Origin of the sequence: Cellvibrio mixtus subsp. mixtus J3-8 (assembly GCF_000766945.1) — a bacterium.
In the GTDB taxonomy this organism is placed as follows: Bacteria; Pseudomonadota; Gammaproteobacteria; order Pseudomonadales; family Cellvibrionaceae; genus Cellvibrio; species Cellvibrio mixtus_A.
Genome location: NZ_KN266207.1, coordinates 498,436 through 515,987, shown reverse-complemented (window position 1 = coordinate 515,987; position 17,552 = coordinate 498,436). Strand labels below are relative to the sequence as shown.

The 17,552-nt window shown below is 46.2% G+C and carries 10 protein-coding genes; 6 read left to right on the top strand and 4 right to left on the bottom strand.

Translation table 11 applies throughout. From position 1 onward, the window contains the following. Positions 1-36: 36 nt before the first annotated feature. Positions 37-4,932: an NAD-glutamate dehydrogenase gene (locus A596_RS07190; protein ID WP_039913442.1), complete on the bottom strand. Its 4,896-nt coding sequence runs from the start codon at positions 4,930-4,932 to the stop codon at positions 37-39. A 252-nt stretch (positions 4,933-5,184) separates the two neighbouring features. Here A596_RS07190 and A596_RS07185 point away from each other — a divergent pair, with 252 nt between their 5' ends. Genes A596_RS07185 through A596_RS22010 form a run of 6 tightly spaced genes read left to right on the top strand, consistent with a single transcriptional unit; the run spans position 5,185 to position 12,522 of the window. After that, the gene (locus tag A596_RS07185; RefSeq protein WP_039914419.1) at positions 5,185-6,144 is read left to right on the top strand and encodes an AAA family ATPase; all 960 of its coding nucleotides are present in this window, start codon (positions 5,185-5,187) and stop codon (positions 6,142-6,144) included. A gap of 54 nt (positions 6,145-6,198) precedes the next feature. Continuing rightward, entirely contained in the window at positions 6,199-7,152 is a 954-nt protein-coding gene (locus tag A596_RS07180) for a DUF58 domain-containing protein (protein ID WP_039913441.1), read from the top strand. 27 nt (positions 7,153-7,179) lie between these two features. After that, entirely contained in the window at positions 7,180-7,734 is a 555-nt protein-coding gene (locus tag A596_RS22015) for a DUF4381 domain-containing protein (RefSeq protein ID WP_160280104.1), read from the top strand. Next, entirely contained in the window at positions 7,727-8,746 is a 1,020-nt protein-coding gene (locus tag A596_RS07170; protein WP_052417324.1) for a vWA domain-containing protein, read from the top strand. Before A596_RS22015 ends, A596_RS07170 begins: the two co-directional genes overlap by 8 nt. Next, a complete protein-coding gene (locus A596_RS07165; protein WP_039913440.1) occupies positions 8,746-10,734 on the top strand; it encodes a vWA domain-containing protein in 1,989 nt (662 codons plus the stop codon). Before A596_RS07170 ends, A596_RS07165 begins: the two co-directional genes overlap by 1 nt. A gap of 30 nt (positions 10,735-10,764) precedes the next feature. Continuing rightward, positions 10,765-12,522: a BatD family protein gene (locus tag A596_RS22010; RefSeq protein WP_152600122.1), complete on the top strand. Its 1,758-nt coding sequence runs from the start codon at positions 10,765-10,767 to the stop codon at positions 12,520-12,522. 49 nt (positions 12,523-12,571) lie between these two features. Here A596_RS22010 and A596_RS07155 read toward each other — a convergent pair whose 3' ends face one another. The 3 genes from A596_RS07155 to pepN form a co-directional block, all read right to left on the bottom strand. Next, entirely contained in the window at positions 12,572-13,363 is a 792-nt protein-coding gene (locus A596_RS07155) for a nitrate- and nitrite sensing domain-containing protein (protein ID WP_235425637.1), read from the bottom strand. Between the two features lie 16 nt (positions 13,364-13,379). Next, positions 13,380-14,513 carry a methyl-accepting chemotaxis protein gene (locus A596_RS07150; RefSeq protein ID WP_039913437.1) on the bottom strand — a complete coding sequence of 378 codons (1,134 nt, stop codon included), beginning with the start codon at positions 14,511-14,513 and terminating at the stop codon, positions 13,380-13,382. A 300-nt stretch (positions 14,514-14,813) separates the two neighbouring features. After that, positions 14,814-17,549, bottom strand: a complete 2,736-nt coding sequence (pepN, locus tag A596_RS07145) for an aminopeptidase N (protein ID WP_052417322.1) — start codon at positions 17,547-17,549, stop codon at positions 14,814-14,816. Between the last annotated feature and the right edge of the window lie 3 nt (positions 17,550-17,552).

The window sequence follows — 17,552 nt, the reverse complement described above, 5'->3', positions numbered from 1 at the left end:
TTAAATCCTTCAAAGAATGAAAAATATTAACCATGCTTATTCGATTGGACATGAGTCCAACCCTTCACAATGCTGGGTCGCTTGCGCGAGATCCAGCAAATCGCGCAAGGCAACGGCAATCATCGCAAAATCGGTTCCATTAACAGCTTGCAACTCGTTGACCATGGATTTCCAGCGCGCAATTAATAATTTATGTTGCTCGCTCCAACGCTGGATTAATTCGTCCAGATTCAGCGTTTCATCTTTAAAGCGTATCAGCGACACACTCAAACTGCGCAATTGCGATTCCAGATCACCAAGATAAGTTTCGCGTGCCATCGCTTGCCAGAAATTATCCACCGGCAAATTGGAAATCTGATTCGCAAACCACGGCAAACTCAAATAATTGCCCAGCGCAAAATAAATTTGCGCTAGCTGGTTGATATCCTGATTAGCAATGCGCGCTGCCTCCACTACGCTCAAACCGGAATATAGGTCGGCAGGATGCGCGACGCGTTTTACCAGCTCATCGGGCAAACCCAAATTGCGTAATTTTTGCGAGTTTGCTAGCCACTCCTCCAATGCATCTCCCACCAACAATTGCGGTAAATGTTCATTAATATGGCGCATACCCGGTGCAAACAATTCCACTTCACTCGCCGGGTTTAAATAACTGCGGCGATTACGCAAAAACCAGCGTGTCGCACGGCGAATTTTGCGCATCATGTCGTTGATTAATTGCAACTGCAATTCACCGGGAATGCGGGTAGCATCATCCAGCGCCCCCAAAAATGCAGGCATCGCATAAATATCGCGCGCGATGACATAAGCCTTGGCAACATCAGCCGCACTGGCACCGGTGGACTCCATCAACCGCTGTGCAAAAGTGATCCCCATGGTATTCACCATATCATTGGCGATTTGTGTCGCGACAATTTCGCGGCGTAAACGGTGGTTACGCAATGCCAGGGGGAAAAGCTGGGCAATTTTGTGGGGAAAGGCAGTTTCAATAAAACTCACCATATATTCATCATCAACCAAATCTGAATTGGTTAGGTCTTCTTTCAACACCGCTTTTGCGTAAGAAATTAAAATGGCTAATTCGGGGCGTGTCAGTCCTTTATTGTGAGTTTGCCGCTCCAGCAAAACATCATCATTGGGTAAAAATTCAAGCTTGCGATCTAACCTTCCCGACGATTGCAACGCATTCATAAACCGGCGATATTCAGCACTGCGTTTTAAGGCTTCCGTTTGCGCCACACTAATCGCCTGGGTTTGTCGCAAATTATTATGCAACACTAACTGCGCAACGTTATCAGTCATATCGAATAAAAGCTGGTTGCGTTGCTTTTGGGTAAGATCACCGTTGGCAACGATTTCATTCAATAAAATTTTGACATTGACTTCATGGTCCGAACAATCGACACCACCGGCGTTATCAATAAAGTCTGTGTTACAAGCACCGCCATTCAAACAATATTCGATGCGGCCGCGCTGGGTCATACCCAGGTTTCCCCCCTCCCCGAATACTTTGCAACGCAACTCATTGCCGTTAACCCGTAGACCGTCATTTGCTTTATCACCAACATCTGCATTGGTTTCCGTGCCAGCTTTTACATAGGTACCAATACCGCCATTCCAAATTAAATCAACCGGTGATTTTAATAATTCATTAATTAATTCGGTCGGTGTGAGGCTGGCTGCATCCAGCGCAAAACGCGTGCGCATTTGCGGGGTGAGAACGATTGATTTAGCGTTGCGATTAAACACACCACCACCTTCGCTGATTAACGATTTATCGTAATCATCCCACGTAGATTTAGGTAGTTTAAACAGTCGTTGACGCTCCGCGAAGCTGGCAACAGGATCAGGATTGGGATCAATAAAAATATGTTGGTGATTAAACGCGGCAACCACTTGAATAGAATTGGACAGCAACATGCCGTTGCCAAACACATCACCGGCCATATCGCCAATTCCCAATACCGAAATAGATTGGGTTTGCACATCAATATCTTTTTCACGGAAATGGCGCTGCACAGAAATCCAGCCGCCACGCGCAGTAATGCCCATGCCTTTATGGTCATAACCCTGGCTACCGCCAGAAGCAAACGCATCTCCCAACCAATGGTTATATTCCGCAGAAATGCTGTTGGCGATATCCGAAAAGCTCGCTGTGCCTTTATCGGCAGCTACAACAAGGTAAGGATCATCATCGTCATAACGCACCACTTTTTCCGGGGCGCGAATGCTGCCATCAATTAAATTGTCGGTTAGGTCCAGCAACCCGCGAATGAATAATTGATAGCAGGCAATACCTTCCGTTTGTTGCTGTTCCCGTGTTGCATTTGCCGGCATTTTTTTACAAACGAACCCACCTTTGGCGCCGCTCGGCACTATCACTGCATTTTTTACTTGCTGGGCTTTCACTAAACCCAGGACTTCAGTTCGATAATCCTGCAAGCGATCTGACCACCGCAAACCGCCGCGCGCCACCTTACTGGTACGCAGATGGACACCTTCCATTCGAGGGGAATAGACAAATATTTCAAATAGAGGCCTTGGTGCGGGTATTTCATTTAATTGACGTGGAGAAAACTTGAGGGACAAATAGGGTTTTGCTTGCCCTTGCACATCGTGCTGATAAAAGTTGGTGCGCAACGTATTGTCGATCAACGCTAAAAAGCGGCGAATAATACGGTCATCATTTAAATTCACTACGGCATCCAGGCGCTGCACAATATCGGCACGCAATTTTTCAATGCGTTCCGGTGTAGTGTCATCCACTAATTCAGGATCAAATTTAAGCCCGAACAATTCCACCAGTTTGTGGGTGAGCGCAGCCTGGTTAGTCAGTGCTACAGCCATGTAACCCGCGCTAAATGGAAACAGGGTTTGGTGCATGTAGCCAGCGTAAGCGCGCAACATAACCACTTCACGCCAATCCAGGCCGGCAGTAGTAATTAATGCATTAAATGCATCGCTATCCGCATACCCATTCCAGATCGCAGCAAAAGCGCTCATAAACTGGTTTTTAATCGCATGCAAATCGATAGTGCTGGAAAATTGGTGCACGAGTTTAAAATCGTGCAACCAGATAACAGCATCTTTTTTCGTGCGAATATCATAGGCACTTTCACTAACAACCCTAAAACCCAGATTTTCCAATACCGGAATCACATCAGACAATGCCAGGGTATGTGTGCGATGAAAAATTTTAAACTGGATAAATGATGCTTTCTCAGTGGTGAGTGAATGGTAAACACTTAATGCAATCGATTGTTGCCCGGATAATTCCGCAATAGAGTGGATGTCTTGCACAGCCGTACGGGCATCGTATTTTTCCTGGTAAGACGGTGAAAATGCGTCGCGGTAGTCACGCAATAATTGCGAACTGACTTCTTCCCCATGCGCTTCCAGCAGCGCCGTGTGTAAATAATCTTCCCATGAGCGGGTGATATTAACGATGCCCGCCTGCAGGGTTTCCACATCAACTTGCGATGGCATGGCACCATCGATTTTAAATACCAGATATACCCGAGCGAGGATGGATTCGGAAAAATACGTCGTGAACTCACACTCATGAGAACCGATCACATCTCCAATTAATTCCTGGATTTGCAAACGTACTTTGGTAGAAAAATAATCCCGCGGAACATAGATAATAAAATTGATGAATTTTCCAAATGGATCGCGCCGCATAAACAATCGCACCATGGAGCGCTCATTAATGCTTGCGGCACCCACCAAGGTTTCATAAAGCTCGGCACCATTACTTAAAAATAACTCGTTACGAGGAAATGTTTCCAGCAATTGACGGAAATTTTTGCCGTCATGGCTGCTTTCATCCAGACCGGTACGAGCAAAGACATTAGCCACTTTAGTTGAAATCAACGGGATATCGCTGGTGTTCATCAAATAGACAGCTGATGTATAGAGCCCGAGAAAACGCGCTTCACCTATCACTTCACCTGCCGGATTAAAGCGTTTGACAATAACATAATCAGAATACGCATAACGATGAACGCGTGCGCGATTGGAAGATTTGGAAAAGGTAATTACCTGCGGCACCAAATGAAAACGCGCCATCCCTTCATTAAAAAATTCTGCCGCTAGTTTTGGCGCCGAACTTGTGCGCAATGAAAATATTCCCAAACGTTGCCCAGGAATTTCAAACAAGGTTTTTTTACCGTCAACTTCACGAAACTCGTATTCCGAATAACCTAAAAAGGTAAAATTATCTTCCGTGAGCCAATGTAAAAACGTTTTGCTTTCCTGAATCGTTGCCGCTGCCGGGGCATGAGCCGCATAATTTAAATTTTGCTCGGCTGCCAATGCCGCAGCACGCATCGGCTGATAATCAGCAACCACGCGCTCTACTTCACGTAAGATTCCACGTAAGCTGGTACTGATAGCCGCTAATTCTTGTGGATTGCTATGTGCACCAATCTCCATCACGATTAACGCTTCTTTGCACGCAACCTGCGCAGAATCCAGTTCGATTCCTTTATCACCATTACCTAATTCAACTAATTGATGGTTAGTATCACGGGCTAAAGTCAGAACAGTGCTTTTGATGCTGTAGATAGCGATATTGCGACGATTTAATTCAATACGAATGGAGTCAACCAGAAACGGCATATCTTTTTGCAACACCACCAACACCGTATGCGGACATACCCACGAATCTTCCGCAAGCGAAGGATTGAACAGGCGCAATTTTGGTTCCTGCCCATCGTAATCCCGGATAAATTGCCACCATTGGTAAAGCGCCCCGAATACATCACTCAAGCGCCGCCCGATTAATTCCTCTAATGGATAATGGCTAAAAAACCGGCGAGCCAGTGTGTGTACCTGCCCAAGTTCCACGGCGGATAATTTTTGTGCCGCATAGCTGTGAAATTCGTCCAAAAATTCGGCAAGTTTGTGCTGGCTGACCAGGGGGCTATTCATCGCCGTGTCTCCTTAGGGAAGAGAAACTCTTTTTTATCGGAACTGATATAAAGATTAGTCGAAAATTTCCGCTAAACAGTTGAAACTACAAGGAACTGACACCAGATTGGGCAGTCTATCCAGCGCACTTTCGCTACCGTTGCAATAGCAAGGCAGCAACGAGTGAAGGTGGGTACCACCAATAATTCAATGACACCGGTGAATCCATTCAATTCATTGCCGGTTTATCAGCTAAAGGGGAATTGCGCGAATATGCAGGCTTACCAACAAATTCAATCGCTTAACACCTGGCTTAACGATCAAATTATCGGCCAGGAGCATTTGATCCAACGCCTGTTGATCGCCCTGCTCGCCGATGGCCACTTGCTGGTTGAGGGTGCTCCCGGCCTGGCCAAAACCAAAGCGATTAAAACCCTGTCGCAAGCCATTGAAGGGAATTTCCACCGCATCCAGTTCACGCCTGACTTGCTACCTTCCGATGTAACTGGCACTGATATCTATCGCCCCGAGCAAAACCGCTTTGAATTCCAGCCCGGTCCTATTTTCCACAATCTGGTCTTGGCCGACGAAATCAACCGCGCGCCTGCGAAAGTACAATCCGCACTGCTGGAAGCCATGGCCGAACGCCAGGTGAGTGTGGGCAGCAAAACTTATCCCCTGCCCGGTCTGTTTATGGTGATGGCGACCCAGAATCCGATTGAACAAGAAGGCACCTATCCATTACCTGAAGCGCAACTTGACCGTTTTTTGCTCCATGTGATTGTGGATTATCCCAGCCTTGATGCCGAACGCCGTATCCTGCAACTCGCCCGCAATGAAGCGGCGGCGATTGCAGTCAGTAAACCTGAAATCATTAGTCAGGCTACTATCGATGCAGCCCGCAAAGAAATTCTTGCTATTCACATGGCGGAATCCGTAGAGGATTACATCGTCCATTTAATTAATGCGACCCGCCGCCCCGGCCAATATTCTGAAGACCTCGACCAACTTATCGAATACGGCGCAAGCCCACGGGCAACTATTGCGCTGGACCGTTGCGCGCGCGCGCATGCATGGTTAAACGGCCGCGATTTTGTGAGCCCCGACGATGTGCAAGCAGTTGCGCACGATGTATTACGCCATCGCCTGATTTTAAGTTTTGAAGCAGAAGCAACCGGCACCACACCGAATCATGCAATTGATAAATTGCTAGCAGCAGTTCCCTTGAGCTGATTTCATTGATGCGGATATCCGATTCAATTGCAAATGAAGGGCGGGCCAATAGCCATGAGTGAATTGCAACAAGATTTAAATCCACGCGGTGCCTACACCGATTTGAGCGCGCTCTTGCGCTGTCGATTTGCCGCGCAGGATTTAAAACTCTTTGCCCATCAACCCGCGCGCAGTTTGTTATCCGGTGGTGACCGCACACGTTTTCGTGGACGCGGAATGGATTTTGAAGAAGTGCGGCTTTATCAACCGGGTGACGATATTCGCTCTATCGATTGGCGAGTGACTGCACGCACACAAGTTGCCCATACCAAAATTTTTCGGGAAGAGCGCGAGCGTCCGGTATTTATGCTGGTGGACCAGCGCTCATCATTATTCTTTGGCAGCCATCGCTGTTTTAAATCCGTGTTGGCAGCGCACATCGCCACGTTATTAAGTTGGGCCGCACTGGCGAATGGTGACCGTTTGGGCGCGCTGGTCTTTGGCGATTACGATCAACGCGATGTGCGTCCTCGCCGCAGCAAACATGCCGTATTGGAATTAATGCATCAGCTGCAGGACTATAACCACCGTTTGAAATCACCGATAGCACCGGACCCCGCAACAAATCAACGCAGTAATGAATTGCATAAAATCCTGGCTGATGCACGCCGCATTGCCAAACCCGGGTGCGCATTATTTATTATCAGCGATTTCCACGATATGAGCGCCGCTTGCGAACAACAACTGTTTGAGCTCGCACGCCACACCGATGTCACGCTCATCCATATTTATGATCCACTCGAGCGCCAATTAATCAGCAATGCACCACTGACCATCAGCAACGGTCGCGAACGTTTGCAATTAGCAGCCAACGAAAAAACTTTTCAACAAGCCTACAAACTGCAATTCGACCAACATCTGAATGAACTGACGCAGGTATGCAAACGCTTGCGCATTCCATTGCTCAGCTACGCAACTGACGATGATATTCAGGATGGGTTACGCAAAGCCTTTGGTCGAAAAAAATAACTCGAATTCCGGATGCAAGAATCATTTATGCAACCCACGCAATCACCATTAGATCAGCTCGCTGATATTCATTTACCAAATACTGTCAGCTGGTGGCCACTGGCACCGGGCTGGTGGGCATTACTGGCACTATTAGCTATCGCGCTCAGCGTATTTTTTTTATGGCGTTATCGCACAAAGAAAAATCATTACCGCAAATTGGCGCAACAGGAACTGGATAGTGCTTATTCCAATTATCAAAATACACAAAATGCCACAGCATTTTTGCATGATGTTAGTGTACTTTTGCGTCGTACCGCATTAACGGCCCATCCAAAAACTTTCAATGCCAGTATTAAAGGTCAGGCATGGCTGGATTGGCTGGATGGGGTTTGTCCACATAAACAAACAAGTACTGCATTGCGATTTAATAGCGAATGCGGACAGCAATTGTTAACCGCAAGCTATCAAAAAAACCCGACGATTGATGCCAATGCGCTTTACGCTGTGTGCAGTTACTGGTTTGCGCAACATCGTAATCACCGCCAGAAATTACCAACGCGTAAACCCATAAAAACCGTTGTGGAGGCCAATCATGTTTGAAATGCAATGGCCTTATTTATTATTGCTGGCCCCCTTACCGTTGGTGATGAAATTTATCGCCCCTAAAAAACGCGTTGAAGCCGCATTACGTGTGCCTTTCTATCAACACGCCAGCCAACTGGAACAACACAACCGTTTAAGCATTGGTAGACGCCCGGCAAAATTATTTGCATTGTGGGCCATTTGGTTAAGCTGTTTATTGGCCGCAACTAATCCACAATGGGTTGGCGAGCCCATGAGCATGCCGTCCAGTGGCCGCGATTTATTAATGGCAGTGGATATTTCCGGCAGTATGGAACAAATGGATATGGCCTTGAATGGCCATCGCATTAATCGCTTGATGGCAGTAAAAAAAGTTATTGGCGATTTTGTGGTTCGCCGCAATGCTGACCGTTTGGGTTTAATTTTATTTGGCGCCCAGGCTTATTTGCAGGCACCGCTCACTTATGATCGCCAAACGGTTAATGAATTATTGCAGGAGGCGCAAATTGGTTTTGCCGGGCGTGAAACAGCGATTGGTGATGCGATTGCACTTGCGGTAAAACGATTGCGCGACCGCCCCAATGCCAGCCGCGTTTTAATTGTACTTACCGATGGTGCTAATACTGCTGGTGCACTCACACCGGATAAAGCCACCGAGCTTGCACAAAAAGCCAATATTAAAATTTATACGATCGCCTTTGGTGCTGAATCCATGGAAGTGCCCGGCTTGTTTGGTTCGCGCACAGTCAACCCGTCGCGCGACCTGGATGAGCCTACGATGATTGCTATCGCCGAAAAAACCGGTGGTAAATATTTCCGCGCGCGCAACCTGGAAGAGCTGGACCAAATCCACCGCGAGCTGGACAAACTTGAACCTATCGAAATTGAAGCGGAAAAATTTCGTCCGGTACAAACCTTATTTTATTGGCCACTGGGATTGGCATTTTTGTTGAGTGTGGCAATTGCAGCCTTGCATTGGTGGCAAGGTCGTATAACCGGACAGCTAACAAATAATGCGGAGGTGAAGTAATGAACAGCCTCAACTTCATCAATAACCAGTTTCATTTTCTGCGCCCCGAGTGGCTATTTGCGTTAATTCCCGTAATCGCTCTCACATTATTGCTGTGGTATCAAAAACACACCGCCCGCCAATGGCAGCAAATGGTCGCCCCCGAATTATTAAAATATCTTTTGGACGGCCAAACTACGCGCATCAAACCCTGGCAATTAATTGCGTTATTGTTCAGCTGGATTATCGGTTGCGTTGCATTGGCTGGCCCCACCTGGGAAAAGTTGCCCGTCTCTGTTGAAAAAAATCAACAGGCATTAGTGATAATGCTGGACCTTTCACCATCCATGATGAGCGAAGATCTAAAACCTTCACGTCTCGTGCGCGCACGTTTAAAAATGATTGATTTGTTGCGCGAACGAAAAGATGGCCAAACTGCATTGCTAGTATATGCCGGTGATGTGCATGTAGTAACACCACTAACAGATGATGTGGAAACTATCATTAATATTATCCCTGCGTTGCACCCCAACGTGATGCCCGCAGAAGGAAGCAATACAGAAGCTGCTGTAGATCGCGGATTAAAATTATTAAAAGATGCTGGAATAACACAAGGCGATTTATTACTGATTACCGATGGCGTCATTGCGGCAGCACAATCCAGCATTATCGATACAATGAATAAAAACAGCCAATATCGCTTGTCGGTAATGGGTATTGGAAGCACAGAGCCTACACCGATTCCCAGTACCAAAGGCGGCTTTGTACGCGACGGCAATCGCAATATTGTTACTACCCAACTTAATGTCAGTGAACTGCAAGCATTTGCCAAACAAACTCGCGGCCGTTATCGCACATTAACGAACAACGCTGGCGATATTGATTACCTGATGGACTTGCCTGCGCCGGAAAAGCAGGAAACCCAAAAAGTAGACCGCGAGTTTGACAGCTGGTATGACCGCGGCCACTGGTTGGTGTTGCTGTTATTACCTATAGTGCTTTATTGCTTCCGTCGCGGTGTGCTATTGAGTTTATTATTGTTACCGCTGCTCGGTTTAACACCATCCAAAAGTTATGCGTTAGGTTGGGATGATTTATGGAAAAATAAAAACCAGCAAGCTTATGAGCAACTGCAACAACAAAACGCTACCGAAGCCGCACAGAATTTTGACGATCCGGAATGGAAAGCGAGTGCCCAATATCGCGCCGGTGATTATGAAGGCGCCGCTCAAAACTTTGCGCGATTCGATACTGCAGATGCCCATTACAATCGCGGCAATGCCTTGGCCAAGGCCAAAAAATTGCCCGAGGCACTCAAGGCTTACGATGAGGCCCTGAAAAAACAACCGGATATGGCCGACGCCAAAAAGAATCGCCAATTGGTTGATGATTTAATCAAGCAACAAAAAGAACAAAACCAGGACCAGCAAAACCAGGATCAAAACGCTGATCAAAATAAACAGGATCAGCAAAACAAAGACCAACAAAATAAAGACAAGCAAGATCAATCGCAACAAGATCAGGACAATCAACAGAATCAGGATGCGAACGATCAAAACCGGGACGATCAAAATAACCAGGATCAACAAAACCAGGCGCAGCAAGATCAGGAACAACAAAAGCAGGATATGAAAAACCAGGCGCAGAAGGATCAGCAAAACGAGCAGCAAGATCAGAGTCAACAATCTGATGAGCAGCAACAAGCTGAACAACAAAAGGACCCGGAAGAGAAAAGCGAGCAGGAAAAAGCAGCGCAAGCAGCCAAACAGGCCGAAGATGACCAACAACAGGAGCAGGCCGAGCACCAGCAAGTGCAGGAAGTAACACCAAAAGACGATAATTTAACCGATGAAGAACGCCAGGCAATGGAACAATGGTTAAGGCGAGTGCCAGATGATCCAGGTGGTTTATTGCGCAACAAATTCAATTACGAGCATTACAAACGTAATCAGGAAATCCTGAATGGCGAATGGTCCGCACCTGAAAATGGTGCAGAGAATCGGTGGTAATTACTCGATGGAAAGTATTCGGTGAAAATTATGAAGCTGACAGATTCAACACTTAAATTGTGGTTAAGCCGCTGCATTGGTTTCCTGCTGGTGGTGACAGGCCTTAATGCGTTCGCCGGCAACCTGACTGCCAGCGTTGATCGAGATACGCTGGGGCTTGAGGAAACCTTTACGCTGGTATTGCGGTATGACGAGCAAATCAACACCACACCCGACTACGAATTGCTGCAAAAAGATTTTGACATTCTGAACACCCAAAGCGGGACGCAGATGAGCATCATCAACGGCAGCATGGAAGCCTCTACCGAATGGAAAATTGCATTAGCGCCAAAACGTATCGGAAAATTATTAATTCCATCATTCAATATTGATGGGGCAGTAAGTGATGCCATTGAAATCACCGTCGAAGGCAAAAGCCGCAAACCAAAAGATAGCGACAATAATGTCAGTGTAGAAATAGAAACCAGCACTGATGCAGCCTACGTTCAACAGCAAATTATTGTTACTTTGCGGTTGTACACGACTGTGGGTTTATCCGGTATTGATTTACAACCGCTGCAAGTAAAAGATGCATTGGTAGTGCAACTTGATGAAAAACAGTACCAGACCAAAATCAATAATCGCCCCGGCGCTGTAGTGGAAACCCGCTATGCAATTTTTCCGCAACAGAGTGGTGAGCTGGTTATTCCCAGCATGCTCTATCAAGTGTCAGTAAGCAGCGGCTCACGAGACATTTGGGATAGGTTTTATGGCAATAATCAAAATAATCTTTTGCGTTTGCGCACGGATGAGCAACGCATCAATGTACTCCCTGCCCCTGCAACCGCCGCCGGTAGTAGCTGGATGCCCGCTAAAAGCCTGGAATTAAGTGAACACTGGAGCACCGATATTAATTCGCTGAAAGTCGGTGAACCTATTACTCGCACTATTACGCTAAAAGCGGATGGCCTAACTGCCGGGCAAATCAGCCCGCTGGAAGTGAGCAATGTCGATGGCATTACTTTCTATAAAGACCAACCGCAAACGGATGACCAGAAATCGCCAAATGGTGTTGTAGGCACGCGCACCGAAACGATTGCAATAGTTCCAACAAAAGAAGGGACATTTACCCTGCCCCAAACAGAGGTACGTTGGTGGAACACGCATAGCCAGATGATGGAAACAGCCTATTTAAATGCAGTTACGTTGAAAGTTGGTGGCGGTGCAGCCAGCACGCAAACACCTCACTCGGCAGCCGCTGCAAACATTGACGAAAATATCAGTGAAGAACCAACAGGCACTACCGTAAACATTGATCCGGCAAATAACCCCGCGCAAATCCAGGTAGTGGAAAAAATACCTGTATGGCTATATGTCACAAACGTTATTTCCCTATTAATTGCAGCATTTTTTGCTTTTAAATTCTTGCAGCAATCGCGCACAAAAGAATCAAGCGGCCTCTCACGCAATGACAAGATCCATTCACAACAAGAAACAGAAACCAATGCCTGGGCGAACGTAAAGCGCCAGCTTGCCGAAAAATCCCTCACAGGGTTACGCAAGGGGATAATTGAGTGGGCCAGAGTTTATTGGCACGCACCGGCAATAAATGGTTTACAGGCAGTGGCAGAGCGCGCAAAAAATATCGAACTCAGCGATGAATTGCAAAAATTGGACGAAGCCATTTTTGGCAACCAAAATGCCATTCCTGACCTTGATAAGCTCCTGCAAATCCTTGCCAACCTTCGCCGTGACAAGCAACAGCAAAGCAATGAAGATGAGTTACTAAAACCGCTCTATCCTTACTGATGTTATGAATAAAAATGCCGGCAAACGCCGGCATTTTTTGCGCTAAGTATTAATTCCGGTAGTACTGTAAACGATCAATTTGCCGATCAAATTGTTCAAGTACATGTTCGATACAACGAGTGGCCAATTTGAAATATTCGCTTGCATCAATGCTAGGCTTATCCACAATTAATTGCGACTCAATACAACGCAATAAATAATGAATTTCAACACGTGATTTTTCCGGCCAGGATGCATCCACACTGGAGGCGATTTTATTGCGCAGATGATTTAATTGAATACGCAACACACTGGAACATTCACCTTTTGCTGCAACGCCGGTCCCCAATGCCCGGGCTTGTCCAATATATTCGGCGATGGACAATAAATATCGCCAATCGGTATCCATTGCATCCCCGGTGAGTTTGGATAAATGATGAGCATCAGCAACATCATCAATTAGATACAATAAATTTGCGATGAGAATATTATGCTGCTTAAAATTTTTGTCCGCATCACCTTGTAAATACCCCATTCCCAGGCGGGCCCAATGATCGATAAGGCTCGACCATTTAACATTTTCTGCCATCCATTCGCCAGTAGTTTCTACGTCGGCAATAACATGTTTGATACGCGCTCCCAAGGCCTCAATATCCGGCTTGGCGGAAAAATTGCCGTTGATAAAGCCGGTAGTTAATCCCCGATGTTGCTGTACATATGTCAGGAGGCTGCGCAGCAATTTAATGTATTCAATTCCGCGCGCAAACAACCTTGTGGCCTGACGTTTTTTATGGCGCAACGAGAACATCAGGAATAATAAAAAACCTACCGGAAAAGCGAGCAAAATTATCATTAAAGACATTGGAGTTTCCATAGTGTTACTCCGTGCTGTAGGTCAATCTGTGCAGGTGTTCGGCAATTTCTGCCGCTTGCCCGGCGCGAAAGCTATTTTGGTTCGCCAGGTCTGCAACTGTTTCTATGTGTTTTGAAATTTCCCTTGCCGCAATACTTTGCTGCCCTGCGGCCACGGCAATTTCGTCGATCAATCCAAAAACATCATCCGTTGTAGTTAAAATTGCTGTTAATGATTCATCGGCAATAGCAACACCCTGCATGGATTTTTCCGTCTTTTCCACTACCTTTGTCATACTGAGCAACACTTGCTGCATGCTCTCCTGCACACGTGCAATATTCGTTGCAATTTCACTGGCGGAGCCCTGGCTGCGTGCAGAAAGGGCACGAACTTCATCGGCTACCACTGCAAAACCTCGCCCATGTTCGCCGGCGCGCGCAGCTTCAATAGCAGCATTCAATGCAAGCAAGTTGGTTTGCCCCGCGATGTCGCTAATGACTTGCGACATTGCAGTAACATTCCGCATTAAATTTTCCAATTGACTCACCCGCTCTTCAGTTTCGCGCGCAAGACTCGCCACCGTATTTACTTCCTTGCCAGCTTCATTTAATGCACTTCCACCTTGTTTGCTTAAATCGCAGGATCTTGTCGCAGCATCGCGTGCCGCTACGATACGACTACTAATATCATCAATGCTGTGACTTATTTCCGTGATCGCCGCCGCGCTGGATTGTGTTGCGTTGGATTGATAAGCTGCACTTTTGGAAACCTCTTTCGCATTGGCTGCCAATTCAAATGAAGAATGCCCCATTTCTTTAACAGCATCCCTATATTCAGCATTACGCCGTTGCCGCGCTTTGAATACATCGGTGAATGTATTATGCAAACAATGCAATGGCCCATACACCAAACGGTTCCAATCAACTACCGTGTCTTTATCGACTGCGGCTAAATAAAGTTTTATTCCCTCAATATCCCTGCTGATACCACCAATAATGCCTAATACTAAAATGACAACCAGCGCTAATGGCATCACCAGCCAATAACTAATGACTTGCAGTAAAATTGCAATAGTGACCAATAACAAACTGCAAAAAATCGCGGTTAGCAATACCCACAATTTCACCGAGGCAACTGCTTGCCCCAAAAAACGCACCATTGCTAAACCTCCATCCTGGTCAAAAAAAATTGACCAGCAAAATAGCGCACAAAATCAGTGCATCTAAAAAACCACAACAGGAATCAAGCAGTAAAAGAGTGCACAACCAAGAGTGATTATTCATTTTCATTCATCCTGTATTACAACTATCAACTTTCATGCCACAGAACAAACACATGAATGGCCAAACCCATGATTGCTTTATCAATAAAAATGGATAGGGCATGGCAAATAATTGCCAAAATAAAAAACCCGGCGATAGCGCCGGGTTTTAGTGGGGTTAAGGTAATTGTTTTAACGTTAGACCAAACTTTTACTTACCACTTCAAATACATCTTTGGATAAATCCGGTTCAGCCAGGATTCTCTCCAATTGTTTTTTCATTAGCGCCTGGCGCTGCGGACCGTATTTTTTCCATTTAGTTAACGGTGTTAGCAAGCGGGAAGCAATTTGCGGATTTTGAGTATTGAGGTGAATAATTTGATCCGCAAGGAATTGATAACCTGCACCGTCATCCGCATGGAAATTAATTGGATTGTTATTGCAAAAAGCGGCAATCAGCGCACGAATCTTATTAGGATTCTTGCCATCAAATGCCGCATGGGATTGCAACGCCTTTACTTTCTCCAGGGTGCGCGGTAATACACACATGGCTTGTACACTGAGCCATTGGTTAACAACCAATGATTCTCCCTGCCAGCGCTGATAAAAATCTTCAAGGGCAGATGCGGCATATTGTTGCGCAAGCGGCGCATCGCTATTCACTAATTGAGTTAAAGCGGCCATCACATCCGTCATGTTATTTGCAGTGCGATATTGCTGCTCACAACGTTTGATCAGGGTCTCATCATTTAATAGCGTTAAATAACCCAAAGCCACATTTTTCAAACTGCGTGCTGCAATTCCATCGGCTGTTGCAGCATACGCTTGTTGATGATTGTACGCGCGATAAAGAGTTTCAAATTCATTGCGCAATGCATTAGCCAATGCCCTACGCACAGCAACACGCCCATAGTGAATTGCTTCCACGTCAACAATATCAGCCAACTCACTTAAATATGCTTCTGATGGCAGGCTAAGCATATAAGCGACCATAGCTTTATCGAGGCTTTCGTTTTGCAACACACTGCGATAAGCCTCAACCAACTCAGCATCAACTTGCCAATTACTGAGCGAGTTGCCTTGCTGGTAAGCTTCCATCGCCTGCTCGATCGCTTGCAAACCTAATTGCTGGCTTGCTTCCCAGCGATTAAAACCATCGCTATCACGGCTCATCAACAGGATTAAATCGTCGCGCGTATAATCGTAATCCCATTTCACCGGCGCAGAAAAACCGCGCAATAAACTTGGCACCGGCTTTTCCTGTACGCGACCAAACACAAACGTTTGTTCGGTTTCAGTTAGTTCCAGGACTTTATAAGTGTTGTCGCTGGTTTCAAAATCCGGCTCCGCATTTTGCAACACTAGTGGCAAATCCCCTGCACTGCCGATTAACCCCACGGCTACAGGAATATGGAATGGCAACTTATTTTCACACTCCGGTGTCGGAGGGCAAGTTTGTTTAATGGTCAGGGAATATTCCTGCGCGTCTTCATCATAGGAATCGGTAATGTGTAAACGCGGTGTGCCGGCTTGCGAATACCAACGCTTGAATTGCGTAAGGTCGCGCCCCGATGCATCTTCCAATGCTTTTACAAAATCCTCGGTGGTCACTGCCTGCCCATCGTGGCGATCAAAATATAAATCAGTACCTTTACGGAAATTTTCCTTGCCAAGCAAGGTCGCAAGCATGCGAATAATTTCTGCACCTTTTTCATAAATAGTCATGGTGTAGAAATTGGAAATTTCGATATAGGATTCCGGGCGAATGGGATGCGCCATAGGACCTGCATCTTCCGCAAATTGCGCAGTGCGCAGCAGGGTAACATCCTCAACGCGTTTTACGGTGCGTGAGCCCATATCCGCTGAAAATTCAGAATCGCGGTATACCGTAAAACCTTCTTTTAAACTTAACTGGAACCAATCGCGGCAGGTAACACGGTTGCCACTCCAGTTGTGGAAATATTCGTGGGCAACAACACCCTCAACACGCTGGAACCCCGCGTCGGTGGTAGTTTCCGGTTTAGCGAGCACGCAGGAGGTGTTGAAAATATTCAGGCCCTTATTTTCCATAGCGCCCATGTTGAAATCATCCACAGCGACAATCATAAAAATATTCAAATCGTATTCGCGGCCGTAAACTTCTTCATCCCAACGCATGGAATTTTTCAGCGATTCCATCGCGTGGTCACATTTATCAAGATCTTTGGGCTCTACAAAAATTTTCAGGGCGACATCACGACCAGAGCGGGTGGTGAATTTATCTTCAATATGCGCAAGATCACCAGCAACCAACGCAAACAGGTATGCGGGTTTTTTAAACGGATCATGCCAGGTTGCGTAATGGCGATTACCATCTAATTCGCCCTGGTCAATAAGGTTTCCGTTCGATAACAAAACCGGGTATTTTTTATCAGCAACCACAGTGGTGGTAAATTCACTCATCACATCCGGGCGGTCCAGATAATAAGTGATTTTGCGAAAGCCTTCGGCTTCACACTGGGTGCAATACATAGTGCGCGAGCGATACAAACCTTCCAGGGACGTATTTTGTTCAGGTTTTATTTTAGTGATAGTAATCAGGGTAAATTCTTCCGGCGTATTAAAAATGGTGATGGACTCTTCACCAAATTGATAATCGCCTTCGCCCAGCACTTTTCCATTTAGCGCAATAGAAACCAATTCCAAATCAGCACCGTGCAAGGTTAATTGCGTGACTGCATCAGTTGCTGCAGGGTTGCGATAAAACTGCAACATTGCACTGACAATTGTTTCACCATCGCGCCCCTCGCTTTTTTCATCCTTTTCATTTCTATCATAAATGTCAAAACGCAAATCTGTCGTTTTGATTAAATAATCCGGTACGCGATAATCCTTGAGGTAAATTGTTTTTGGTGCGCTATCTTTGGCAGGCAAATTTTGTTCTACGGCTGTCATGGC

Bases quoted from the DNA above. Each gene is read 5' to 3' on its own strand.
- A596_RS07190 (WP_039913442.1), bottom strand. From the start codon at position 4,932: ATGAATAGCCCCCTGGTCAGCCAGCACAAACTTGCCGAATTTTTGGAC.
- A596_RS07185 (WP_039914419.1), top strand. From the start codon at position 5,185: ATGCAGGCTTACCAACAAATTCAATCGCTTAACACCTGGCTTAACGAT.
- A596_RS07180 (WP_039913441.1), top strand. From the start codon at position 6,199: ATGAGTGAATTGCAACAAGATTTAAATCCACGCGGTGCCTACACCGAT.
- A596_RS22015 (WP_160280104.1), top strand. From the start codon at position 7,180: ATGCAACCCACGCAATCACCATTAGATCAGCTCGCTGATATTCATTTA.
- A596_RS07170 (WP_052417324.1), top strand. From the start codon at position 7,727: ATGTTTGAAATGCAATGGCCTTATTTATTATTGCTGGCCCCCTTACCG.
- A596_RS07165 (WP_039913440.1), top strand. From the start codon at position 8,746: ATGAACAGCCTCAACTTCATCAATAACCAGTTTCATTTTCTGCGCCCC.
- A596_RS22010 (WP_152600122.1), top strand. From the start codon at position 10,765: ATGAAGCTGACAGATTCAACACTTAAATTGTGGTTAAGCCGCTGCATT.
- A596_RS07155 (WP_235425637.1), bottom strand. From the start codon at position 13,363: ATGTCTTTAATGATAATTTTGCTCGCTTTTCCGGTAGGTTTTTTATTA.
- A596_RS07150 (WP_039913437.1), bottom strand. From the start codon at position 14,513: ATGGTGCGTTTTTTGGGGCAAGCAGTTGCCTCGGTGAAATTGTGGGTA.
- pepN (WP_052417322.1), bottom strand. From the start codon at position 17,549: ATGACAGCCGTAGAACAAAATTTGCCTGCCAAAGATAGCGCACCAAAA.